The 17,834-nt window shown below is 58.5% G+C and carries 13 protein-coding genes; 5 read left to right on the plus strand and 8 right to left on the minus strand.

Features of this window, described 5'->3' with window-relative positions:
• Nucleotides 1–28 precede the first annotated feature (28 nt).
• The 6 genes from BM017_RS00820 to BM017_RS00845 all read right to left on the minus strand — a co-directional run bounded on the left by BM017_RS00820 (nt 29) and on the right by BM017_RS00845 (nt 9,475).
• Nucleotides 29–1,624 (minus strand): ABC transporter substrate-binding protein, encoded by a 1,596-nt coding sequence (locus tag BM017_RS00820; protein WP_092240690.1) that lies wholly within the window; start codon nt 1,622–1,624, stop codon nt 29–31.
• An 80-nt stretch (nt 1,625–1,704) separates the two neighbouring features.
• Complete coding sequence (locus BM017_RS00825; protein WP_092240692.1) at nt 1,705–3,102, minus strand: OprD family outer membrane porin; 1,398 nt, start codon at nt 3,100–3,102, stop codon at nt 1,705–1,707.
• A gap of 171 nt (nt 3,103–3,273) precedes the next feature.
• Nucleotides 3,274–4,878, minus strand: coding sequence for an ABC transporter substrate-binding protein (locus BM017_RS00830; RefSeq protein ID WP_092240694.1), 1,605 nt, complete (start codon nt 4,876–4,878; stop codon nt 3,274–3,276).
• A 304-nt stretch (nt 4,879–5,182) separates the two neighbouring features.
• On the minus strand, nt 5,183–6,811 hold the full coding sequence (locus BM017_RS00835; protein ID WP_092240696.1) for an ABC transporter substrate-binding protein: 1,629 nt from the start codon (nt 6,809–6,811) through the stop codon (nt 5,183–5,185).
• A 258-nt stretch (nt 6,812–7,069) separates the two neighbouring features.
• On the minus strand, nt 7,070–8,671 hold the full coding sequence (locus BM017_RS00840; RefSeq protein WP_071491112.1) for an ABC transporter substrate-binding protein: 1,602 nt from the start codon (nt 8,669–8,671) through the stop codon (nt 7,070–7,072).
• Between the two features lie 90 nt (nt 8,672–8,761).
• Complete coding sequence (locus tag BM017_RS00845) at nt 8,762–9,475, minus strand: SIMPL domain-containing protein (protein ID WP_071491113.1); 714 nt, start codon at nt 9,473–9,475, stop codon at nt 8,762–8,764.
• A 205-nt stretch (nt 9,476–9,680) separates the two neighbouring features.
• On the opposite strand from BM017_RS00845, the gene BM017_RS00850 reads away from it, so the two are divergent.
• Complete coding sequence (locus BM017_RS00850; RefSeq protein WP_058423028.1) at nt 9,681–10,943, plus strand: ATP-binding protein; 1,263 nt, start codon at nt 9,681–9,683, stop codon at nt 10,941–10,943.
• On the plus strand, nt 10,936–11,496 hold the full coding sequence (locus BM017_RS00855) for a response regulator transcription factor (RefSeq protein WP_003171731.1): 561 nt from the start codon (nt 10,936–10,938) through the stop codon (nt 11,494–11,496). The genes BM017_RS00850 and BM017_RS00855 overlap by 8 nt, the downstream gene beginning before the upstream one ends.
• Nucleotides 11,497–11,555: 59 nt before the next feature.
• Here BM017_RS00855 and BM017_RS00860 read toward each other — a convergent pair whose 3' ends face one another.
• The gene (locus BM017_RS00860) at nt 11,556–14,351 is read right to left on the minus strand and encodes a dermonecrotic toxin domain-containing protein (RefSeq protein ID WP_139216837.1); all 2,796 of its coding nucleotides are present in this window, start codon (nt 14,349–14,351) and stop codon (nt 11,556–11,558) included.
• A gap of 64 nt (nt 14,352–14,415) precedes the next feature.
• Between BM017_RS00860 and BM017_RS00870 the strand changes: the two genes are divergently transcribed.
• Nucleotides 14,416–16,140, plus strand: coding sequence for an ABC transporter ATP-binding protein/permease (locus tag BM017_RS00870; RefSeq protein WP_092240702.1), 1,725 nt, complete (start codon nt 14,416–14,418; stop codon nt 16,138–16,140).
• Nucleotides 16,141–16,236: 96 nt separating this feature from the next.
• Nucleotides 16,237–16,509, plus strand: a complete 273-nt coding sequence (locus tag BM017_RS28735; RefSeq protein WP_139212846.1) for a hypothetical protein — start codon at nt 16,237–16,239, stop codon at nt 16,507–16,509.
• Nucleotides 16,510–16,619: 110 nt separating this feature from the next.
• On the opposite strand, the gene BM017_RS00875 is transcribed toward BM017_RS28735, so the two are convergent.
• Nucleotides 16,620–17,057, minus strand: a complete 438-nt coding sequence (locus BM017_RS00875; RefSeq protein ID WP_032893585.1) for a Z-ring associated ZapG family protein — start codon at nt 17,055–17,057, stop codon at nt 16,620–16,622.
• A 147-nt stretch (nt 17,058–17,204) separates the two neighbouring features.
• Between BM017_RS00875 and BM017_RS00880 the strand changes: the two genes are divergently transcribed.
• Nucleotides 17,205–17,834: an alpha/beta hydrolase gene (locus BM017_RS00880; RefSeq protein WP_092240704.1), complete on the plus strand. Its 630-nt coding sequence runs from the start codon at nt 17,205–17,207 to the stop codon at nt 17,832–17,834.

The raw sequence follows: 17,834 nt of genomic DNA on the forward strand, positions 1-17,834 counted from the left end.
TGTCGACGGCGCCGAGCGTTTTTCTTATTTACTTCACCTGGGTGGTGGCGAAGTTATTGTTCGTCAGAGGGCTTTGGGTATAACCCTCGACGTTCTTGCGCATAGCGGTGAACATTTTCGGGTAAGCCATGGGGATCCATGGTTGGTCCTTGTCGAAAACGTCCATGGCTTGTTCATAGAGTGCAGCGCGTTGTGCGGGTTCAGCCACAGCGCGCGCCTTGTCGATCAAGTCTTGAAACTCGTTGTTACACCAGCGCGCGTAGTTTTCGCCGTTTTTCGCTGCATCGCAACTCAGGTTCGGCGTGAGGAAGTTATCCGGGTCGCCGTTATCCCCCGCCCATCCGGCGGATACCATGTCGTGTTCACCGTTTTTAGCACGCTTGAGCATTTCGCCCCATTCCATGACTTTGATATTCACCTTCAGGCCAATCTGCGCCAGATCCGCCTGCATGCGCTGGGCGCCGAGCATCGGGTTAGGGTTGGTCGGGCCGCCGCCGTTACGGGTGAACAGGGTGAACTCGGTGCCTTCCGGCACACCCGCTTCCTTGAGCAGGGCACGGGCCTTGTCGAGGTCGCGCGGTGGGTTTTTCAGCTTGTCGTTGAAGCCCAGCAGCGTGGGGGGAAACGGGCCGGTGGCATCGACAGCGTTGCCTTTGCCGTACAGCGATTCGTTGTAGCCTTTTTTGTCGAACGCGATGTTGATCGCGTGACGCACCCGCGCGTCGCTCATGTACTTGTGTGTGGTGTTCAGTGCGGTGTAGGCGGTGGTCATCGCCGCCAGTTCATCGACCTTCAGGTTCGGGTCTTTCTTGATGCTTGGCAGGTCATCGGGCTTGGGATATAGCGCGACCTGGCATTCGTTGGCCTTGAGCTTCTGCAGGCGCACGTTGTTGTCGACCGCAATGGCCAGGATCAACGGATCGGCCGGCGGCTTGCCACGGAAGTACTCCGGGTTGGCCTTGAAGCGCACCTGGGCATCTTTCTGGTAGCGGATGAAGATGAACGGGCCGGTACCGATCGGCTTGCTATTGAGCTCATCGGTCTTACCGGCGGCGAGCAGTTTGTCGGCGTATTCAGCGGAGTGGATGGCGGTAAACGGCATCGCGACATCGGCCAGGAACGGTGCTTCAGGGCGCGTCAGGGTGAAGACCACCGTGTGGTCATCAGTCTTCTCGACACTTTTGAGCAGTTCCTTGAAGCCCATGCTTTCGAAATAGGGGAAACCCGTGGTGGATTTGTTATGCCAAGGGTGTTTCGGGTCCAACTGGCGCTGGAAGCTCCAGAGCACGTCATCGGCATTCAAGTTACGCGTGGGTTTGAAATAGTCGGTGGTGTGGAACTTGACGTCATCGCGCAGGTGGAACGTATAGGTCAGGCCGTCGTCACTGATTTCCCAGCTCTTGGCGAGCGCGGGAACAATTTCAGTGGTGCCTGGCTTGAAGTCCACCAAACGGTTGAACATGGTTTCAGCAGCGGCGTCAGCCGTCACGGCCGTGGTGTACAGGACCGGGTCGAAACCTTCCGGGCTGGCTTCGGTGCAGACCACCAGTGGTTTGGCCGAAACGCCGATGGCCACGCTCAACAGCGCGGCAGCCATGGCGGCTTGTAGTGGGAGCAATTTCATTCGGAGCCCTCTGCAATCGATGGGACCAGACAAGCGTAGACGGCGGGCTCGTCCTGAGCCCGCCGCTTACTTGGCGCTGATTAAAGAATGTTGAACGGGATGGTGGTGACCAGGCGGAACTCTTTGATGTTGCCGTCAGCTTGTTGGGCGCTGGCGCGGTGAGTCACGTAGGTGCCACGGATCGTAGTGGCCTTGAGTGGGCCGCTCTGAATTGCGTAGGAAGTACCAACGCCGTATTCCTGGTGTTTCTCGCCGTCCATCAGGCGCAGGTCGCTACGCGATGCGCCGGCTTCGCCGTAGGCGGTGCCGTTGTAGTGAGTACCGTCGATGCCCCAACCGCGCGCCGAGTAGACGTTGAACTTCAGGCCTGGCACGCCGTATTCGGCCATGTTGATGGCGTAGGCGATCTGGAAAGACTTCTCGTTCGGGCTGTTGAAGTCCGAAGTCAGGGAGTTTGCCAGGTAGATGCCGTTGGTTTCGTGCAGGTAGTCGAAGTACTCGTCACCGTTCACTTCCTGGTACGAGAAGGTCAGGCTGTGGGCCTGGTGGGTCAAGCCCAGGGACAACGAGTAGGTGTCGTTGTCGATGTTGCCCATCTTCTTGCTGCCGGTGTCGGTGGTCTTGTAGTAGTTCAGGCCGGTGGTCAGTGCCAGGGTCTGAGCATCACCCAGTTCGTGGGTTGCGCCAAAGTAGTACTGGTTCCAGAAGTCTTCGACGTTGGCGGCGAACACGCTGGTTTTCAGGCTCTTGAACGGCTGGTAGTTGAAGCCCAGGGTCTTGACCTTGTCGGTTTCCTGGCCATTGCCGTATTCGGAACGGAATTTCGACAGGCTCTGCTCGGTACGCGGCGAAACGCGATCGAAGATACCGCCCTGGAACGACAGGTTGCTGAACTCTTCGCTGTTGAAGCTCACACCTTCAAAGCTCGAAGGCAGCGCACGGTTGCCGATGGTGTCGACGATACCGGTGCTGAAGTTCTGGCGACCGGCGGTCAAGGTGGTGTTGGAGACACGGAACTTGACGTTGGCCAGGCCCAGTTTGCTCCACTGGCCTACAGCGTCGCCGCCGGAATCCGCCAGGGTACGGTTGGAACCGCCGGCGATATCTTTGCGGTCGCGGTCGAGGGCGATGAAGTTGTAGGCAGCGACTTCAGTGCTGACCCCGACAGTGCCTTGGGTGAAGCCCGAGGTGTAGTTGAGGATGGTGCCCTGGGCCCAGTTGATACGGCGCGAGATCGGCGTCTTCACGCCGTCTTTGCGATAGCTGAAGCGGTCGTTGCGAAACTTCATTTCGTTCGCATACCAGTTGCGAGTGGTACCGCCCAGGCTTTGACCGTCGATGAAGCCCTTGGCCTCGCTTTGCGCGCTGGTGCCGGCCAGTGTGGTCGGCACGAAGTCCTGGCTGGCGGGTTCCGCGTAGGCGGTGGCCGTGATGCTGCTGATGGCCAGGGCCAGAAGCGCTTTGCTGCTCAGTTTCATGGGTTGAAGCTCCTTTGGTTCTCTTTTTAATGCCGGTCTTTTTTGGTGATCCGGCTATTGGGTGTGTAACTCGTTCAAGCCATTGCAAACGTTTGGCGTAGGAAAAATCCCAACAAAAGGCCGCGCGTTTGCAGCAAGGCGGGGGCCGCCCTGCGCAATCCGGTTATTTTCTTATGGGGTGATACTGACGCCCGAGAACACGTTGCGGCCGAATGGGCTGACCTTGAACCCTTCGACTTTGGCGCTTAACGGCTGGTTGACCGTCGAGTGGGCGACGGGCGTGATCGGCACCTGCTGCTTGAGCAGTTGCTGCGCCTGTTTGTACAGAACAGTCCGTTGTTCGCGGTCGGTCACGACCTTGGCTTGCTTGATCAGCTTGTCGTACGCCGGGTCACACCACATGGAGTAGTTGTTCCCGCCGATGGCGTCACAGCTGTAGAGGGTGCCCAGCCAGTTGTCCGGGTCACCGTTATCGCCGGTCCAGCCGATCAGGCTCACATCGTGCTCACCGTTCTTGGTGCGCTTGATGTACTCGCCCCACTCGTAGCTGACGATCTTGACCTTGAGGCCGATCCTGGCCCAGTCGCTTTGCAGCATCTCGGCCATCAGCTTGGCGTTGGGGTTGTACGGCCGTTGCACCGGCATCGCCCACAGGGTGATTTCGGTGCCTTCCTTCACGCCGGCAGCCTTGAGCAGTTCCTTGGCTTTTTCCGGGTTGTAGGCGGCGTCCTTGATAGTCTCGTCGTAGGACCACTGCGTCGGCGGCATGGCGTTTACGGCCAATTGCCCGGCGCCCTGGTACACGGCGTTCAGGATGCTCTGCTTGTTCACCGCCATGTCCAGCGCCTGGCGCACTTCAAGCTGGTCGAACGGCTTGTGGCGCACGTTGTAGGCGATATAGCCGAGGTTGAACCCCGGCTTGGTCAGCAGTTTCAGGTTCGGGTCGGCCTTGAGGGCGTCGACGTCAGCCGGGCGCGGATGCAGGGTCACCTGGCATTCGCCGGCCTTGAGCTTTTGCACGCGCACCGAGGCGTCGGTGTTGATGGCGAAAATCAGCTGGTCGAGCTTGACCTTGCTCGGGTCCCAGTACTGTTTGTTGGCCACATAGCGGATCTGCGAATCTTTCTGGTAACGCTGGAACACGAAGGGGCCAGTGCCGATGGGCTTCTGGTTGATGTCGCTGGGCTTGCCGGCCTTGAGCAGTTGCTCGGCGTATTCGGCCGACAGGATCGCGGCGAAGCTCATGGCAATGTTCTGGATAAACGCGGCATCGACCGTGTTCAGGGTGATCACCACGGTGTGCGGGTCGGTTTTCGCGACCTTGGCAATGTTCTTGTTCAGGCTCATCCCGTTGAAGTACGGAAACTCGGTGGGGTAGGCCTTGCGAAACGGATGGTCGGGGTCAAGCATGCGGTTGAAGGTGAACAGCACGTCGTCGGCGTTGAAGTCCCGGGTCGGCTTGAATTCCTTGTTGCTGTGGAATTTCACCCCTTCACGCAGGTGAAAGGTGTAAGTCAGGCCGTCCGGCGAAATATCCCACTTGGTTGCCAACGCAGGTACGACACCCGTCTCGCCTTTTTCAAACTCAACCAGGCGGTTATACAGCGGCTCGGCCGCATCGTTATCGGTGGCGGTGGTGTACTGCGCGGTGTCAAAGCCGGCCGGGCTGCCTTCCGAGCAGAACACCAGGCTGCGCTTGTCAGCGGCGTGGCCCATTGTGGCCGCAGCCAGCAGGCTGGTACCAAAAATTGCGGATAGAACGGTGGTATGGCGCATGACGATCCCGATCCTTGTTTGTAGTTGTCATCAGCGAGCAATCACCCCGGCATTCAGCCAGGGGGACATCACTGATCCCACACGCAGCAAGTGCCTTTCCGAGTTTGGAGCCTCTGCTGTCCTACGACGTTATGGGTCGCGGACTTCGCAGTAAATGCGCCAAATCGGATTGACCCTGTAGGCAACGGCGCCGTGCATCGCAGTTCGTTGCTGTAGGAGGCAACGATTGCGAGCGTGGTCTGTTTCCTACGGGCCAGGCGGATGCAATAACGGCGACGTTATGAACCGTCGCCGTCATGGCTTCTTACTTGCCGCTTACGCTCACGCCGTAGAAGGAGTTCAAGCCAAACGGGCTGATCTTGAAGTCCTGTACGGTGTTGCGCATGGGTTGATACACCGTCGAGTGCGCGATAGGTGTCATCGGGACTGCATCTTTGAGGATATGTTGCGCCTGCTTGTACAGCTCGGTGCGTTTGGCGACGTCCGACGTGGCCTTGGCTTCTTTCACGATGCCATCGAATTTCTTGTCGCACCATTTCGAGAAGTTGTTACCGGACAGCGAGTCGCAGCCGAACAGCACGTTCAGCCAGTTGTCCGGGTCACCATTGTCACCGCTCCAGCCAATGATCATGGCTTGGTTCTCGCCACCTTTGGAGCGCTTGATGTACTCGCCCCACTCGTAGCTGGTGATCTTCACGTTGAGACCGATCTTCTTCCAGTCGTTTTGCAGCATTTCTGCCATCAGCTTGGCGTTCGGGTTGTACGGACGCTGAACCGGCATGGCCCACAGAACGATTTCAGTACCTTCCTTGACGCCGGCTTCCTTGAGCAGCGACTTGGCTTTCTCAGGGTCGTACTTGGCGTCCTTGATGGTGGTGTCATACGACCATTGGGTCGGCGGCATGGCGTTGACAGCCAGTTGGCCGGCGCCCTGGTACACGGAGTCGATAATCTGCTGTTTGTTCACCGACATGTCCAGCGCCTGGCGTACGCGCAGGTCAGCCAATGGGTTTGGCTGGTCGCTGCCCTTGACCTTGTCCATGACGTTGTAGGCGATATAGCCCAGGTTGAAACCGGCCTGGTTCGGCAGTTTCAGGTCCTTGTCCGCTTCCAGCGCCTTGAGGTCGGCCGGACGTGGGAACAGGGTGATCTGGCATTCGTTTTTCTTGAGCTTCTGGATGCGCACCGACGGGTCGGTGGTGATGGCGAAGATCAGGTTGTCGATCTTCACGTCTTCAGGTTTCCAGTAGTCCTTGTTGCCGGTGTAGCGGATGTTCGAGTCTTTCTGGTAGCTCTTGAACACGAACGGGCCAGTGCCGACCGGCTTCTGGTTGATGTCCGCAGCCTTGCCTTCTTTCAACAGTTGGGCGGCGTATTCAGCCGACTGGATCGAGGCAAAGCTCATCGCCAGGTTCTGGATGAAGGCGGCGTCCACGGTGCCAAGGGTGAACTTGACAGTATGGTCATCGACTTTCTCGATGTTCTTGATGTTGGTGTCCATCCCCATGTCCGTGAAGTACGGGAACTCGGTGGGGTAGGCCTTACGGAATGGATCGTCCTTGTTGATCATGCGGTTGAACGTGAACAGCACGTCATCGGCATTGAAGGTACGGGTCGGCTTGAAGTACGGGGTGGTATGGAACTTGACGCCATCACGCAGGTGGAAGGTGTAGGTCAAGCCATCCGGAGACACGTCCCAGCTGGTAGCCAGCCCAGGAATCACAGCGGTGCCGCCGCGTTCGAACTGGGTCAGGCGGTTGAACATGGTTTCGGCCGAGGCATCGAAGTCTGTTCCGGTGGTGTACTGGCCTGGGTCGAAACCGGCCGGGCTCCCTTCGGAGCAGAACACCAGGTTAGTCGCCGCTTGGGCGAAAGGAGCTGCGGCCATAAGGCCAGCGCTAACAATTAACGGAATGACTGCGTGTTTAAGCATGTTGGCCTCATGATTTGTTGTCATTTTTGGTGGTGAGGGCGACCTCGTGAGTCGGCCTGCGGATACTTATGCAGGCGCCATACCCATTGCAAGATGCTGAACCGTTGCGAGGCTGAAACAGTGGTACGAACGTACAGGAATGTCGCAATTATGAAAGTTTCGACATATTTGCGTATATTTCGAGGGTTTTTTCGGTGCATCCGTCGCACCAAAAAGGCCCATCCGAGGCGTCTGGCGCACTCGGTTGGGGCGCTTCTGTTACTTATCTAGACTCACGCCGTAGAACGGTGTCAGGCCAAAGGGGCTGATCTTGAAGTCCCGAACTTCCTTGCGCAGGGGCTGGAAAACCGTCGAGTTTGCAATAGGCGTTATAGGTACTTGTTCCTTAAGGATTTTTTGTGCCTGTTGATACCACTTGATGCGCTGTTCGCGGTCGTTGCTGACCTTGGCCTGCTGCACCAATTTGTCGTAGGCCGGGTTACACCATTTGGCGTAGTTGCTGCCCTTCACCGCAGCACAACTGTAGAGCACGCCGAGCCAGTTATCCGGGTCGCCATTGTCGCCCGTCCAACCATAAATCATGGCGTCATGCTCGCCGTTTTTGGCGCGCTTGATGTATTCGCCCCATTCATAGCTGACGATATTGGCCTTGATGCCGATCTTCTCCCAATCCTGCTGGATCATTTGTGCCGACATGCGCGCGTTCGGGTTTGAAGCGCGCTGCACGGTCATTGCCCACAGGTTGATGGTAGTTCCTGGTGCAACCCCTGCTTCTTTTAGTAGCGCCTTGGCCTTGACCGGGTCATGGGGCGCGTCCTTGAGCGTGGGGTCATAAGACCACTGCGCCGGAGGCAGGGCGTTCTGCGCCAATTGTCCGGCGCTCTGGTACACCGCCTTGATAATCGCCGGCTTGTCGATGGCCATGTCCAGGGCCTGGCGCACCTTGAGCTGATCCAGCGGCGGGTGGGTCACGTTGTAGGCCAGGAAGCCCAGGTTGAAACCGGCCTGCTGCAGCACGCGCAAGTTCGGGTCCTGCTTCATCACGTCGATATCGGCGGGGCGCGGGTAGCCGCTGACCTGGCATTCGCCGGCCTTGAGCTTCTGTAAGCGCGACGCAGCATCCGGGGTGATGGCGAACACCAGGTTGTCGAGTTTCACATCCTCGGGTTTCCAGTACTGTTTATTGGCCACGTAGCGGATCTGCGAATCCTTCTGGTAGCGCTTGAACACAAACGGCCCGGTGCCTACCGGCTTCTGGTTGATCTCTTCGGCCTTGCCCTGCTTGAGCAGTTGCGCGGCGTACTCGGCCGATTGCACCGAGGCAAAGCTCATGGCCAGGTTTTGCACAAACGACGCATCGACGTTGTTCAGGTTGAAGCGCACGGTATGGTCGTCAAGTTTCTCGACGCTCTTGATCGTGGTGTTCAAGCCCATGTCGGTGAAGTACGGTGACTCGGAGGGGTAGGCCTTACGGAACGGACTGTCGGCATCCAGCAGGCGATTGAAGGTGAACAGCACATCATCCGCGTTGAAATCGCGGGTAGGGGTGAAGAAATCGGTGGTGTGGAACTTGACGCCATCGCGCAGATGGAAGGTGTAGGTCAGGCCGTCTTTGGAGATGTCCCAGCTTGTCGCCAAGCCAGGTTCGACTTCGGTGCCGCCACGCTTGAACTGCGTGAGGCGGTTGAACACGGTCTCGGCCGACGCATCGAAATCGGTGCCGCTGGTGTACTGGCTGGGGTCGAAGCCGGCGGGGCTGGCTTCGGAGCAATAGACCAGGGTGCTGGCCGCGTGGGCCACTGGCATGAAGGCCAGCAGGCCGGCGGCGAGGAGGAGCGGTTTTAAGGCAATTCTTTCCATGGAGACCCCTGAAGTGGCAGGTGTATATAAGCTGCCCAAACGAAAACGGCGCCACCGAGGGTAACGCCGTTCAGGTCTATCAGGTAGGGGTCACGGCATCTGCACTTCAATCACGCCATCGGCGCTCATGTTGACTTGGCTGGTGCCGGCTTCCACTTCAGGTGTGGGGGCTGAATCAGCCATCGCGGCCTTCATCATCATCCCGCCACGGGCGTAAGGCATCGGGTAGCCATTGGTGTTGAAGTTCAGGTTGACGATCTTGTAGCCCTTGCCGCCCAGCGCATCAGTGGCCAGTTGGGCGCGAGCCTTGAATGCGGCGACTGCATCTTTGAGCAGCGCATCTTCGCTGGACTTGCGCGTGGTGTCGGCGATGGAGAACTCCATGTTTTCCATTTTCAGGGTGCTCTGCAGTTCACCAGTGAGCTTGGACAGCGCCGGGAAGTCCGCACTTTCCAGGCGCAGCTCGGCGCGCTCGCGCCAGCCAGTGATCTTCTGGTTCTTGTTGTCGTAGATCGGGTAGCTGTTGCGGCTGCCCTGGCGCAGGGTTACGCCTTTGACTTCGCGGGCCTGGCCCAGGGCCTTGTTCATGGTGGTGGTGATTTCGGCGGCGAGCTTGGCCGGGTCGCTGTTCTGGGACTCGGTGTACAGCGTGACGATCATCTTGTCGCGGGCCACCTCCTGGCTGACTTCGGCGCGCAGGGAAATCTGGTTGTAGTTCAGTCCTTCGGCGGCCACGGCCGGAAGGCTGGCCAGGGTGGCCACGCCGAGGGTGATAACAGCTGCACTGCGAGTGAAACGAGACATGAAAGCTCCTTGAGGTGATCGTGTTCGGTATGACTGTAGACGGTGGCACCGGGTTCTTCGGGTTTACACATTACCTACATGTTGTAGCGATGCCGACGAACGGTCATTTGCCCGGCCTGCGGCAAAGAGCCACACGCGCCATGCCGGTGGGTCTGCTTCGTTTATACTCCTGCCGATCCGCCTGCAGCGCTCACCGGGAGAGCTCATGCTCGCCGCCGTAAAACTGACTTCCGCCACCCGCCAGAACCTCTGGCGCCTGACGTTCATCCGCACGCTGGTGCTGGCCGCACAGGCCGGCTCCGTCGGGCTCGCCTATTGGTTCGACCTGCTGCCTCTGCCGTGGCTGCAACTGGGCGTGACCCTGGGTTTCTCCATCGTACTGTGCGTGTTCACCGCCATCCGGTTGCGCACCACCTGGCCGGTGACCGAGTTGGAGTACGCCCTGCAATTGGCTTGCGACCTGTTTATCCACAGTGTGTTGCTGTATTTCTCCGGCGGTTCCACCAATCCATTCGTGTCTTATTACCTGGTGCCCTTGACCATTGCCGCCGTGACCTTGCCGTGGCGGTATTCGGTAGTGCTGTCGGGCATCGCCCTGACCCTCTACACCCTGTTACTGGCGCGCTTCTACCCGCTGCAAACCTTTCCCATCGCCCGGGAAAACCTGCAGATCTACGGGATGTGGCTGAGTTTTGCGCTGTCCGCCGCCGTCATCACCTTCTTCGCCGCACGCATGGCCGAAGAACTGCGCCGCCAGGAAGAGCTGCGCGCCATTCGCCGTGAAGAAGGCCTGCGCGATCAGCAACTGCTGGCTGTCGCCACCCAGGCCGCCGGCGCTGCCCATGAATTGGGTACACCGTTGGCCACCATGAGCGTGCTGCTCAACGAAATGACCCAGGACCACCACGATCCTGCGTTGCAGGAAGACCTCGGCGTGCTGCGCGAACAGGTCAAGCAATGCAAGCAGACCTTGCAGCAACTGGTACGCGCCGCCGAGGCCAATCGCCGCCTGGCGGTGGAGATGCAGGACGTGACCCAGTGGCTCGATGAAGCCCTGAACCGTTGGCACCTGATGCGCCCCGAAGCCAGTTACCGTTTTCATCTATTAGGGCAGGGCACGGTGCCGCGCATGGCGCCACCACCGGATCTGACCCAGGCGCTGCTCAACCTGTTGAACAACGCCGCCGACGCCTGCCCTGAAGGCCTGGGTGTGCAGCTGGACTGGGATGCCGAAGACGTGACCATCAGCATTCGCGACCACGGCGCAGGTGTGCCGCTGGCCATTGCCGAGCAGATCGGCAAGCCCTTCTTTACCACCAAGGGCAAAGGCTTCGGCCTTGGCCTGTTTTTGAGCAAGGCCAGCGTGACCCGCGCGGGCGGCTCAGTGAAGCTCTATAGTCATGAGGAAGGTGGCACGCTCACCGAGCTGCGCCTGCCCCGTGTCGCACGAGGAGATATCGATGAGTGACGAGATCCAAGTCGAAGGCGAAGAACTGCCGCACCTGTTGCTGGTAGATGACGACGCCACCTTTACCCGCGTGATGGCGCGCGCCATGAGCCGCCGCGGTTTTCGCGTCAGCACCGCTGGCTCCGCCGAAGAGGGCCTGACCATCGCCCAGGCCGACCTGCCGGACTACGCCGCGCTCGACCTGAAGATGGACGGCGATTCCGGCCTGGTGCTGCTGCCCAAGCTGCTGGAACTCGACCCGGAAATGCGCGTGGTGATCCTCACCGGTTACTCCAGCATTGCCACCGCCGTCGAGGCGATCAAGCGCGGTGCCTGCAACTACCTGTGCAAGCCGGCGGACGCCGACGATGTGCTGGCCGCCTTGCTCTCCGAACACGCCGACCTCGACACCTTGGTGCCGGAAAACCCGATGTCGGTGGACCGCCTGCAATGGGAGCACATCCAGCGCGTACTGACCGAGCACGAAGGCAATATCTCCGCCACCGCTCGCGCCCTGGGCATGCACCGCCGTACCTTGCAGCGCAAGTTGCAGAAGCGTCCGGTACGGCGTTGAGCAATGCTGGATCAAAAAAGCCCGGACGTTCCGGGCTTTTTCTTCGCCAGAGTGGTTACTCAGTAGGGAAAGGCAACACGGCCGTCGAACAGGTTATAGCGCTGATCCGGCAACTTGGCGGGGGCTTTGAAGGATACATACAAAATACCGTCTTTTATCTTGGCAGCGCTCACTTCGAGTGAGGCTTGCGGTTCGATCGCAACGTGGTCGGGGAGGATGCTGCTGGAGAGGTTCTTTTTGGCAATCGACTCATCGAAGATATAAATTACCGGTTGGCGGTTTTTTACGGGCAGCGTGTCTTTTGCCCAGGTTGCCCAGCCCTTGGCGTTGAAGGCCTGGGTCGACGCCGATTGGATGCCGCTGTCCCTGAATACTCTCCCAACACCGTTTTTGAGTTTGTCAGCGCCCTCTGATGTAACAAAGGCGTAGCGATAGGCCTTGCCGCTGTATTCGGCTTGTTCATCCAGGTCGGACAGGAATTCGCTCACATTCGGTGGGTACTTGTTTGGATCGACCTCCGTGCGAAGGATTTCATTGATTTCGCCCGAACCGGCTTCGGTGTACTCATTCAGGCTCTCGTAATCTTCAGCCCTGGACGTCTGCGTCAAGCGGGTCAACTCGTCCAGCACCCGCTCGCGCTCTGCGCTACTCAGTGCATTTTCGTCTTTGTCTATCCGGCTGATGTCTTGCGCAAGTTGAGCTTTGGCAGAGGAGTTACTGGCATTCCATGGGAAATTTATACCTGCGCCTTTGTCCAGTTGTACCCAAATGCCCTCCTTGTCGAGATGCACAGTCATGATCGATTGCCTGGAGGTGGGGTCAATAATTTCGGCGTACTGATCGGTTAGTTTAAAATTGCTTTTGAGTTCATATACCCGTTCTATCTCCGAATGATCTGTGTGTCGAATGAACCACCGGTCCAGGCCGTCGGCGTCACGGAGGTGATAGATGTTGTTGGCGTTCTTCGTTGCGTGCTCTATAAGCCTTTCGCCGTCTTCGACGGCATGGGCACTGATGTTGTTAGATTCAGAGGGGCGCAGGCGATTGGCGGCTTCGGTGGGTGCCGGCGTTGTCACGTCTTCGGTTGGAGGGCTGTTGGGTGCTTCGATAGCCTCGTCTGCCACCGCCGATTCAATCGACGCCGTCCCTCTGTCGAGCGTGGATGCGCTGCCGGCGATACCGGGCACTGCATTGAGCACGCCAAACACGATCCGGTCGGTCCCGCGGGATTTGCCGTGGGCCAGATCATCGATACCGACGCCCACCTCTGTAATGCCGGCCCCTGTGTAGATCGCATCCAGCGCCAGGCCTACCTCCGGCATGACAAACGCCAACGGGGTCAGCAGCAACGCTGTGGCAGTAGCGGCCTCTGCCAGTTTCAGTGCGGCGTCCTTGATTACATCGCCATCGGTAGTGATGTCGTGATCGGCGTCGGCATAGGCGCGCTCTTTTTGACGCTGGGTCATGGCCTTGAATGGGTCGCCGTTCAGGGGCTCCAGAGTAATATAGCGCTGAGGGTCCCAATCACTGAGTGAGGTAAAGCCCAGCGCATTGGGTTTCTGTGCTTCGGTCCAGCCCCCCAGTCCCACGAGGGACTGCTTCACGCCGTCAGAAAAAAACTTGTCGTCCTGGTCGTTCTTGGTGAAGTGGTTAAGCAACGCCGTCCGCTTGATCGGGTCAGCCGCCTGGTCGGCCAGCCAGGTTTTCATGGCTTCGGGGTTATCAAACCTGTGCAGCGGTGATGAGTTGCCCGGAATATGCAGCAGGGTGGTTTTAATCGGTTTGCCGTGGCTGTCCAGGCGGGTCTTTTTGTCGATGATGTACAGCAGGTCGGTAGATACGTCGCCATTGATCGACAGTAGACCAACGTCGACGTCGGGGTCCTTGGCATACGGGGCTTCCAGGTTCTTGACACTGGTTTCAGACCAAGGCTTTCCAGGTTGAAGGCCCGATGCACGTAGGACCAGGCGGGTTTCTTCATTGCTCAGGCTGCCGTCCTTTTGCTGTGCAAGGGCAGCTTGAACGAGGGCTATCTTGGTGAGTAGCTCGTAGGGTTTTTCATGGGTTGCCCAGAACGTGTCCAAGTAGGATTTGTAAGGCGTAATCAGCTCGGTTTCCCATACCAGATCCCGAAATTGTTGTGGCGTAAGCGAGACCTTTGACGACAGATTCGGTACTGAGTCCTTTGAGGTGCCTGTGCCTCGAACGACGTACTCGTATGTCGGGCTCATGAAATCGTGGGCCATCTGAATGACTGACACGAGAGGAAAGGAATGAAAAATATTCAACAGTCTTGAGGCTGTCGGGTGCGTCCGCGCCAGTCCGGTAGGCGATTCATCGTCATTGTTTTTCCTGCGTACGTTGGTCAGTGCGGCCTCGGTCAGGCTAATTTGGTTGAGTATCTTGCCATCCGACGGTGCCGGTTTGGTCGTGTCGTAGTTGGTCGTTACGATATAGGTATGGTCGGGGTTCAGCTGCAGGTTGAATTTTTTGCGCAACGCTTGCGCAATTATTTGTGAGGTTTCCTGTGCCGGCGTCAGGATGGTTTGGCTGGCATTTTTTATAAGGCGTTCAACGCTTTGGCTACTGTGGGACGCGTCGACCGTTTCATAGACTTCCGTGATCCGTCCAGGCGAGGCGGGCAGTTGTCTGGAGTCATCTATGGTTTGCTCCTGGACGGTAGGTATGGTCTGTGGGGGCAGGCGTACAAATTGTATCGACGTGGGAAGGGTCATATAGGATTTTTCTCTCTGAGCGTGTTCCAAAGTGCCGAGAGTAAGTGGGACGGTTTCGAGTACTGGTTGCCAGCCGATGTAAGTCAAATAAATACTGAACGCTGACTGAATGAGCGACATCGAATTGCCCGCTGCGCTAAAGCCTACCTTATGATCCACTCACACTACTGCGCCGAGCGAAACAATGAATCAGAACGCTGAGTATTCCGCGGTCAACGACGCGGTGCGTGGGCAATTTCTACGGCGGGTGTGGGGGTTGATTACGCCCTACTGGCGCAGTGAAGAGAAGGGCATCGCCTGGCTGCTGCTGTTGGTGGTGCTGGGGCTTTCGCTGTTCAGCGTCGCTGTATCGGTGTGGTTCAACAGTTGGAACCGCGATTTCTACAACGCGCTGGAGCACAAGGACTACGACGCTTTTACCCACCTGCTGATGTACTTCAGCGTGATTGCGGTGGTGGCGATTGTAACCGGCGTGTTCACGTCCTATCTGCAACAGATGCTCACCATCCGCTGGCGCCGCTGGCTGACGGAACGCTACTTTGCCCAATGGCTGGGCCACAAGAACTACTACCACCTGGAATACGGCGGTTACACCGATAACCCCGACCAGCGTATTTCCGAAGACCTCAATGCATTTACCGCCAGCACCCTGACCCTGGGGCTGGGTTTTATCAGCAACCTGGTGAGCCTGGTGTCGTTCTCGGTGATCCTGTGGGGCGTGTCCGGCAGCATCGAAGTGTGGGGCATCACGATTCCCGGCTATATGTTCTGGGCCGCGCTGGTGTATGCGGTGATCGGCAGTTGGCTGACGCATGTGATTGGTCGAAAACTGATCGGCTTGAGCAACCGTCAACAACGCTTTGAGGCGGACCTGCGCTTCAGCCTGGTGCGGGTGCGGGAGAACGCGGAAAGCATCGCGCTGTTCAACGGTGAGCCTAACGAACACCATCAATTGAGCGCGCGTTTCGCACGGGTATGGAGCAACTTCTGGAGCATCATGCAGCTCAAGAAGCGTCTGAGTTTCTTCACCAGCGGTTACTCGCAGATCGCCATCATCTTTCCTTTTGTGGTGGCGGCGCCGCGTTACTTCGCCGGCAAGATCGAACTGGGCGTGCTGATGCAGGTGGCCCAGGCGTTCGGCAGCGTGCAGGGCAGCCTCAGTTGGTTTGTCGACGCCTATACGTTGCTGGCCAGTTGGCGCGCCACCTGTGATCGTCTGCTGAGTTTCGGCCAGGCCATGCAAGACAACGAAACCCGCAACATGGGCATTGGCTTGCAGCATCAGGGCGCAGGTTTGCAGGTCAAGGATCTGAACCTGGACCTGGCCGACGGCCGTCACCTGCTGCAAGGCGCCGAGCTGACCGTTGCCGAGGGCGAGCGCCTGATGCTCAGCGGTCGCTCCGGCAGCGGCAAGTCGACGTTGCTGCGGGCCATGGGCAACCTGTGGCCCAACGGTCACGGCAATATTCGCCTGCCGGCCGAGCGCTATCTGTTCCTGCCGCAGAAACCCTACTTGCCGATTGGCACGTTGAAGGCGGTGTTGAGTTATCCACAGGACGACAGCGTCTACCCGGCAGAACGTTATGCACAGGTCCTGGAAACCTGTCGCCTGCCCCATCTGATCGACCGACTGGAGGAAGCCAACCACTGGCAGCGCATGCTTTCGCCGGGCGAACAGCAACGCCTGGCCTTTGCCCGCGCGTTGCTGTTCGCGCCGCAATGGCTGTACATGGACGAAGCGACGTCGGCCATGGACGAAGAGGATGAGGCGACCTTGTATCAGGCGTTGATCGATGAGTTGCCGGGGCTGAGCATCGTCAGCGTCGGCCATCGCAGCAGCCTCAAGCGCTTCCATGGACGGCATGTGCGGATCGAGGGAGGGCAGTTGCAGGAACAAGTCCCAGTATGATGTGAGGCCGGGTCAGAAAAGGAACCGTTTTGGGGAGGACACTCACTCAAGGGGTGGGGGGATCCCCTATTTTTCCTACTGATCCAGAGGTTTTTTATGAATTCGGTGAATGCTTTTTCAACCACCCAGCCTTCCTATTACGCGGCTACCGCCCAGAGTGCCACACCTTCAGCCGCTCCCCAGCCTGAGCCTACCCGTGCAATGGCCACCGAAGAGAAAAACAGCGGATGCATGAGCGGTTGTACCGGGCCGGTTGCGGCCAGTGTCGTGAATTCACTGGCTCGACTGGCAACGTCGGTGATTCATCTGATGAACAAGCAGGACGGCTGCAATCACAGGTCCAGCCACGAGGCGTTGACCAGGCTGTGATTTAAGCCCCGTTTTCAGCGGCCGGCAGCGATTCCAGTCGAGCAGGTAGGCCCCAAAAAAAGCCCGGCTGATCATTGATCAGCCGGGCTTTTTTTGTACTTGAAGACGACTTACTTCTTCAAACCGTAATGCTCATCCAGCATGCCAGGGGCGTTCGGCGTTTTTGGCGCATAGTCCCGTGGCGGCTCCTGGTTTTCCCGCGGTGGGGTCAGGCGTTCCCGTGGGGGCTGCGGCGCATCGGAATGCAACGCGGCCAGCAGGCGCTGGCGGGTGATGTCGTCGAGGGCGAGGCGGTTGGCGCCATCGGCGAGATGATCCTGTACTTCCTGGTAGCTCTGGGTGAGCTTCTTGACCAGGGTCGCGGTGCTGTTGAAGTGGGTAACAACCTCGTTCTGATAACTGTCAAAACGTTCCTGGATATCATCCAGCTGACGCTGCGTGCGGTTAGGCGCGGCATTCGGCAGCAAGCGAGCAACCAGGAAACCAATGGCGACACCGGCAACCAGGGCAAGAGTCGGCAACAACCAAACTAAGAGCGAGTGTTCCACGAGTCCTTCCTCTATAAACGGCTTTGCTTTACGTTAACGGCTCAAACCTGCGCTGTATACCGCGATTAAGCTCGCAATGATGCCAAGCACAGACTTTTAGCTAGACGAGTCGACCCTTTGAGAGGTCACGGAGTTCATTCCTTGCTCATGCGTGAAACCCCCGTTTTGATCGATGGCCCGGTAGGCCAATTGGAAGCCCTGTACCTGGATCACCCCGAGCCACGTGGCCTGGCGCTGATCTGTCACCCTAACCCGGTGCAGGGCGGGACCATGCTCAATAAAGTTGTATCGACCTTGCAACGCACCGCCCGCGATGCCGGTTTGATCACCTTGCGTTTCAATTACCGTGGCGTCGGCGCGAGTGCCGGCACCCACGACATGAGTACCGGTGAAGTGGACGATGCTGAAGCGGCTGCTACCTGGTTGCGGGAAAAACACCCCGACCTGCCGATCACCTTGCTCGGGTTTTCCTTCGGAGGCTACGTGGCCGCCAGCCTGGGTGGCCGCCTGGAGGCCAAGGGCGAAAAACTCTCGCACCTGTTCATGGTTGCCGCCGCGGTGATGCGCCTGCGTGACAGCGACCAGCTGCCCCAGGCCTGCCCACTGACCCTTATCCAGCCGGAAACCGACGAAGTGGTCGACCCGCAGACCGTCTACGACTGGTCCGCCGCCTTGAATCGCCCCCATGAGCTGCTGAAAGTGGCAGAATGCGGACACTTTTTTCACGGCAAGCTCACCGATCTGAAGGATCTGGTGCTGCCGCGCCTCTCGAATTGA

This window comes from Pseudomonas sp. NFPP04 (assembly GCF_900113815.1).
Taxonomy (GTDB): Bacteria; Pseudomonadota; Gammaproteobacteria; order Pseudomonadales; family Pseudomonadaceae; genus Aquipseudomonas; species Aquipseudomonas extremorientalis.

Bases quoted from the DNA above. Each gene is read 5' to 3' on its own strand.
- BM017_RS00850 (WP_058423028.1), top strand. From the start codon at position 9,681: ATGCTCGCCGCCGTAAAACTGACTTCCGCCACCCGCCAGAACCTCTGG.
- BM017_RS00835 (WP_092240696.1), bottom strand. From the start codon at position 6,811: ATGCTTAAACACGCAGTCATTCCGTTAATTGTTAGCGCTGGCCTTATG.
- BM017_RS00880 (WP_092240704.1), top strand. From the start codon at position 17,205: ATGCGTGAAACCCCCGTTTTGATCGATGGCCCGGTAGGCCAATTGGAA.
- BM017_RS00820 (WP_092240690.1), bottom strand. From the start codon at position 1,624: ATGAAATTGCTCCCACTACAAGCCGCCATGGCTGCCGCGCTGTTGAGC.
- BM017_RS00860 (WP_139216837.1), bottom strand. From the start codon at position 14,351: ATGTCGCTCATTCAGTCAGCGTTCAGTATTTATTTGACTTACATCGGC.
- BM017_RS00845 (WP_071491113.1), bottom strand. From the start codon at position 9,475: ATGTCTCGTTTCACTCGCAGTGCAGCTGTTATCACCCTCGGCGTGGCC.
- BM017_RS00830 (WP_092240694.1), bottom strand. From the start codon at position 4,878: ATGCGCCATACCACCGTTCTATCCGCAATTTTTGGTACCAGCCTGCTG.
- BM017_RS00870 (WP_092240702.1), top strand. From the start codon at position 14,416: ATGAATCAGAACGCTGAGTATTCCGCGGTCAACGACGCGGTGCGTGGG.
- BM017_RS00825 (WP_092240692.1), bottom strand. From the start codon at position 3,102: ATGAAACTGAGCAGCAAAGCGCTTCTGGCCCTGGCCATCAGCAGCATC.
- BM017_RS00855 (WP_003171731.1), top strand. From the start codon at position 10,936: ATGAGTGACGAGATCCAAGTCGAAGGCGAAGAACTGCCGCACCTGTTG.
- BM017_RS28735 (WP_139212846.1), top strand. From the start codon at position 16,237: ATGAATTCGGTGAATGCTTTTTCAACCACCCAGCCTTCCTATTACGCG.
- BM017_RS00840 (WP_071491112.1), bottom strand. From the start codon at position 8,671: ATGGAAAGAATTGCCTTAAAACCGCTCCTCCTCGCCGCCGGCCTGCTG.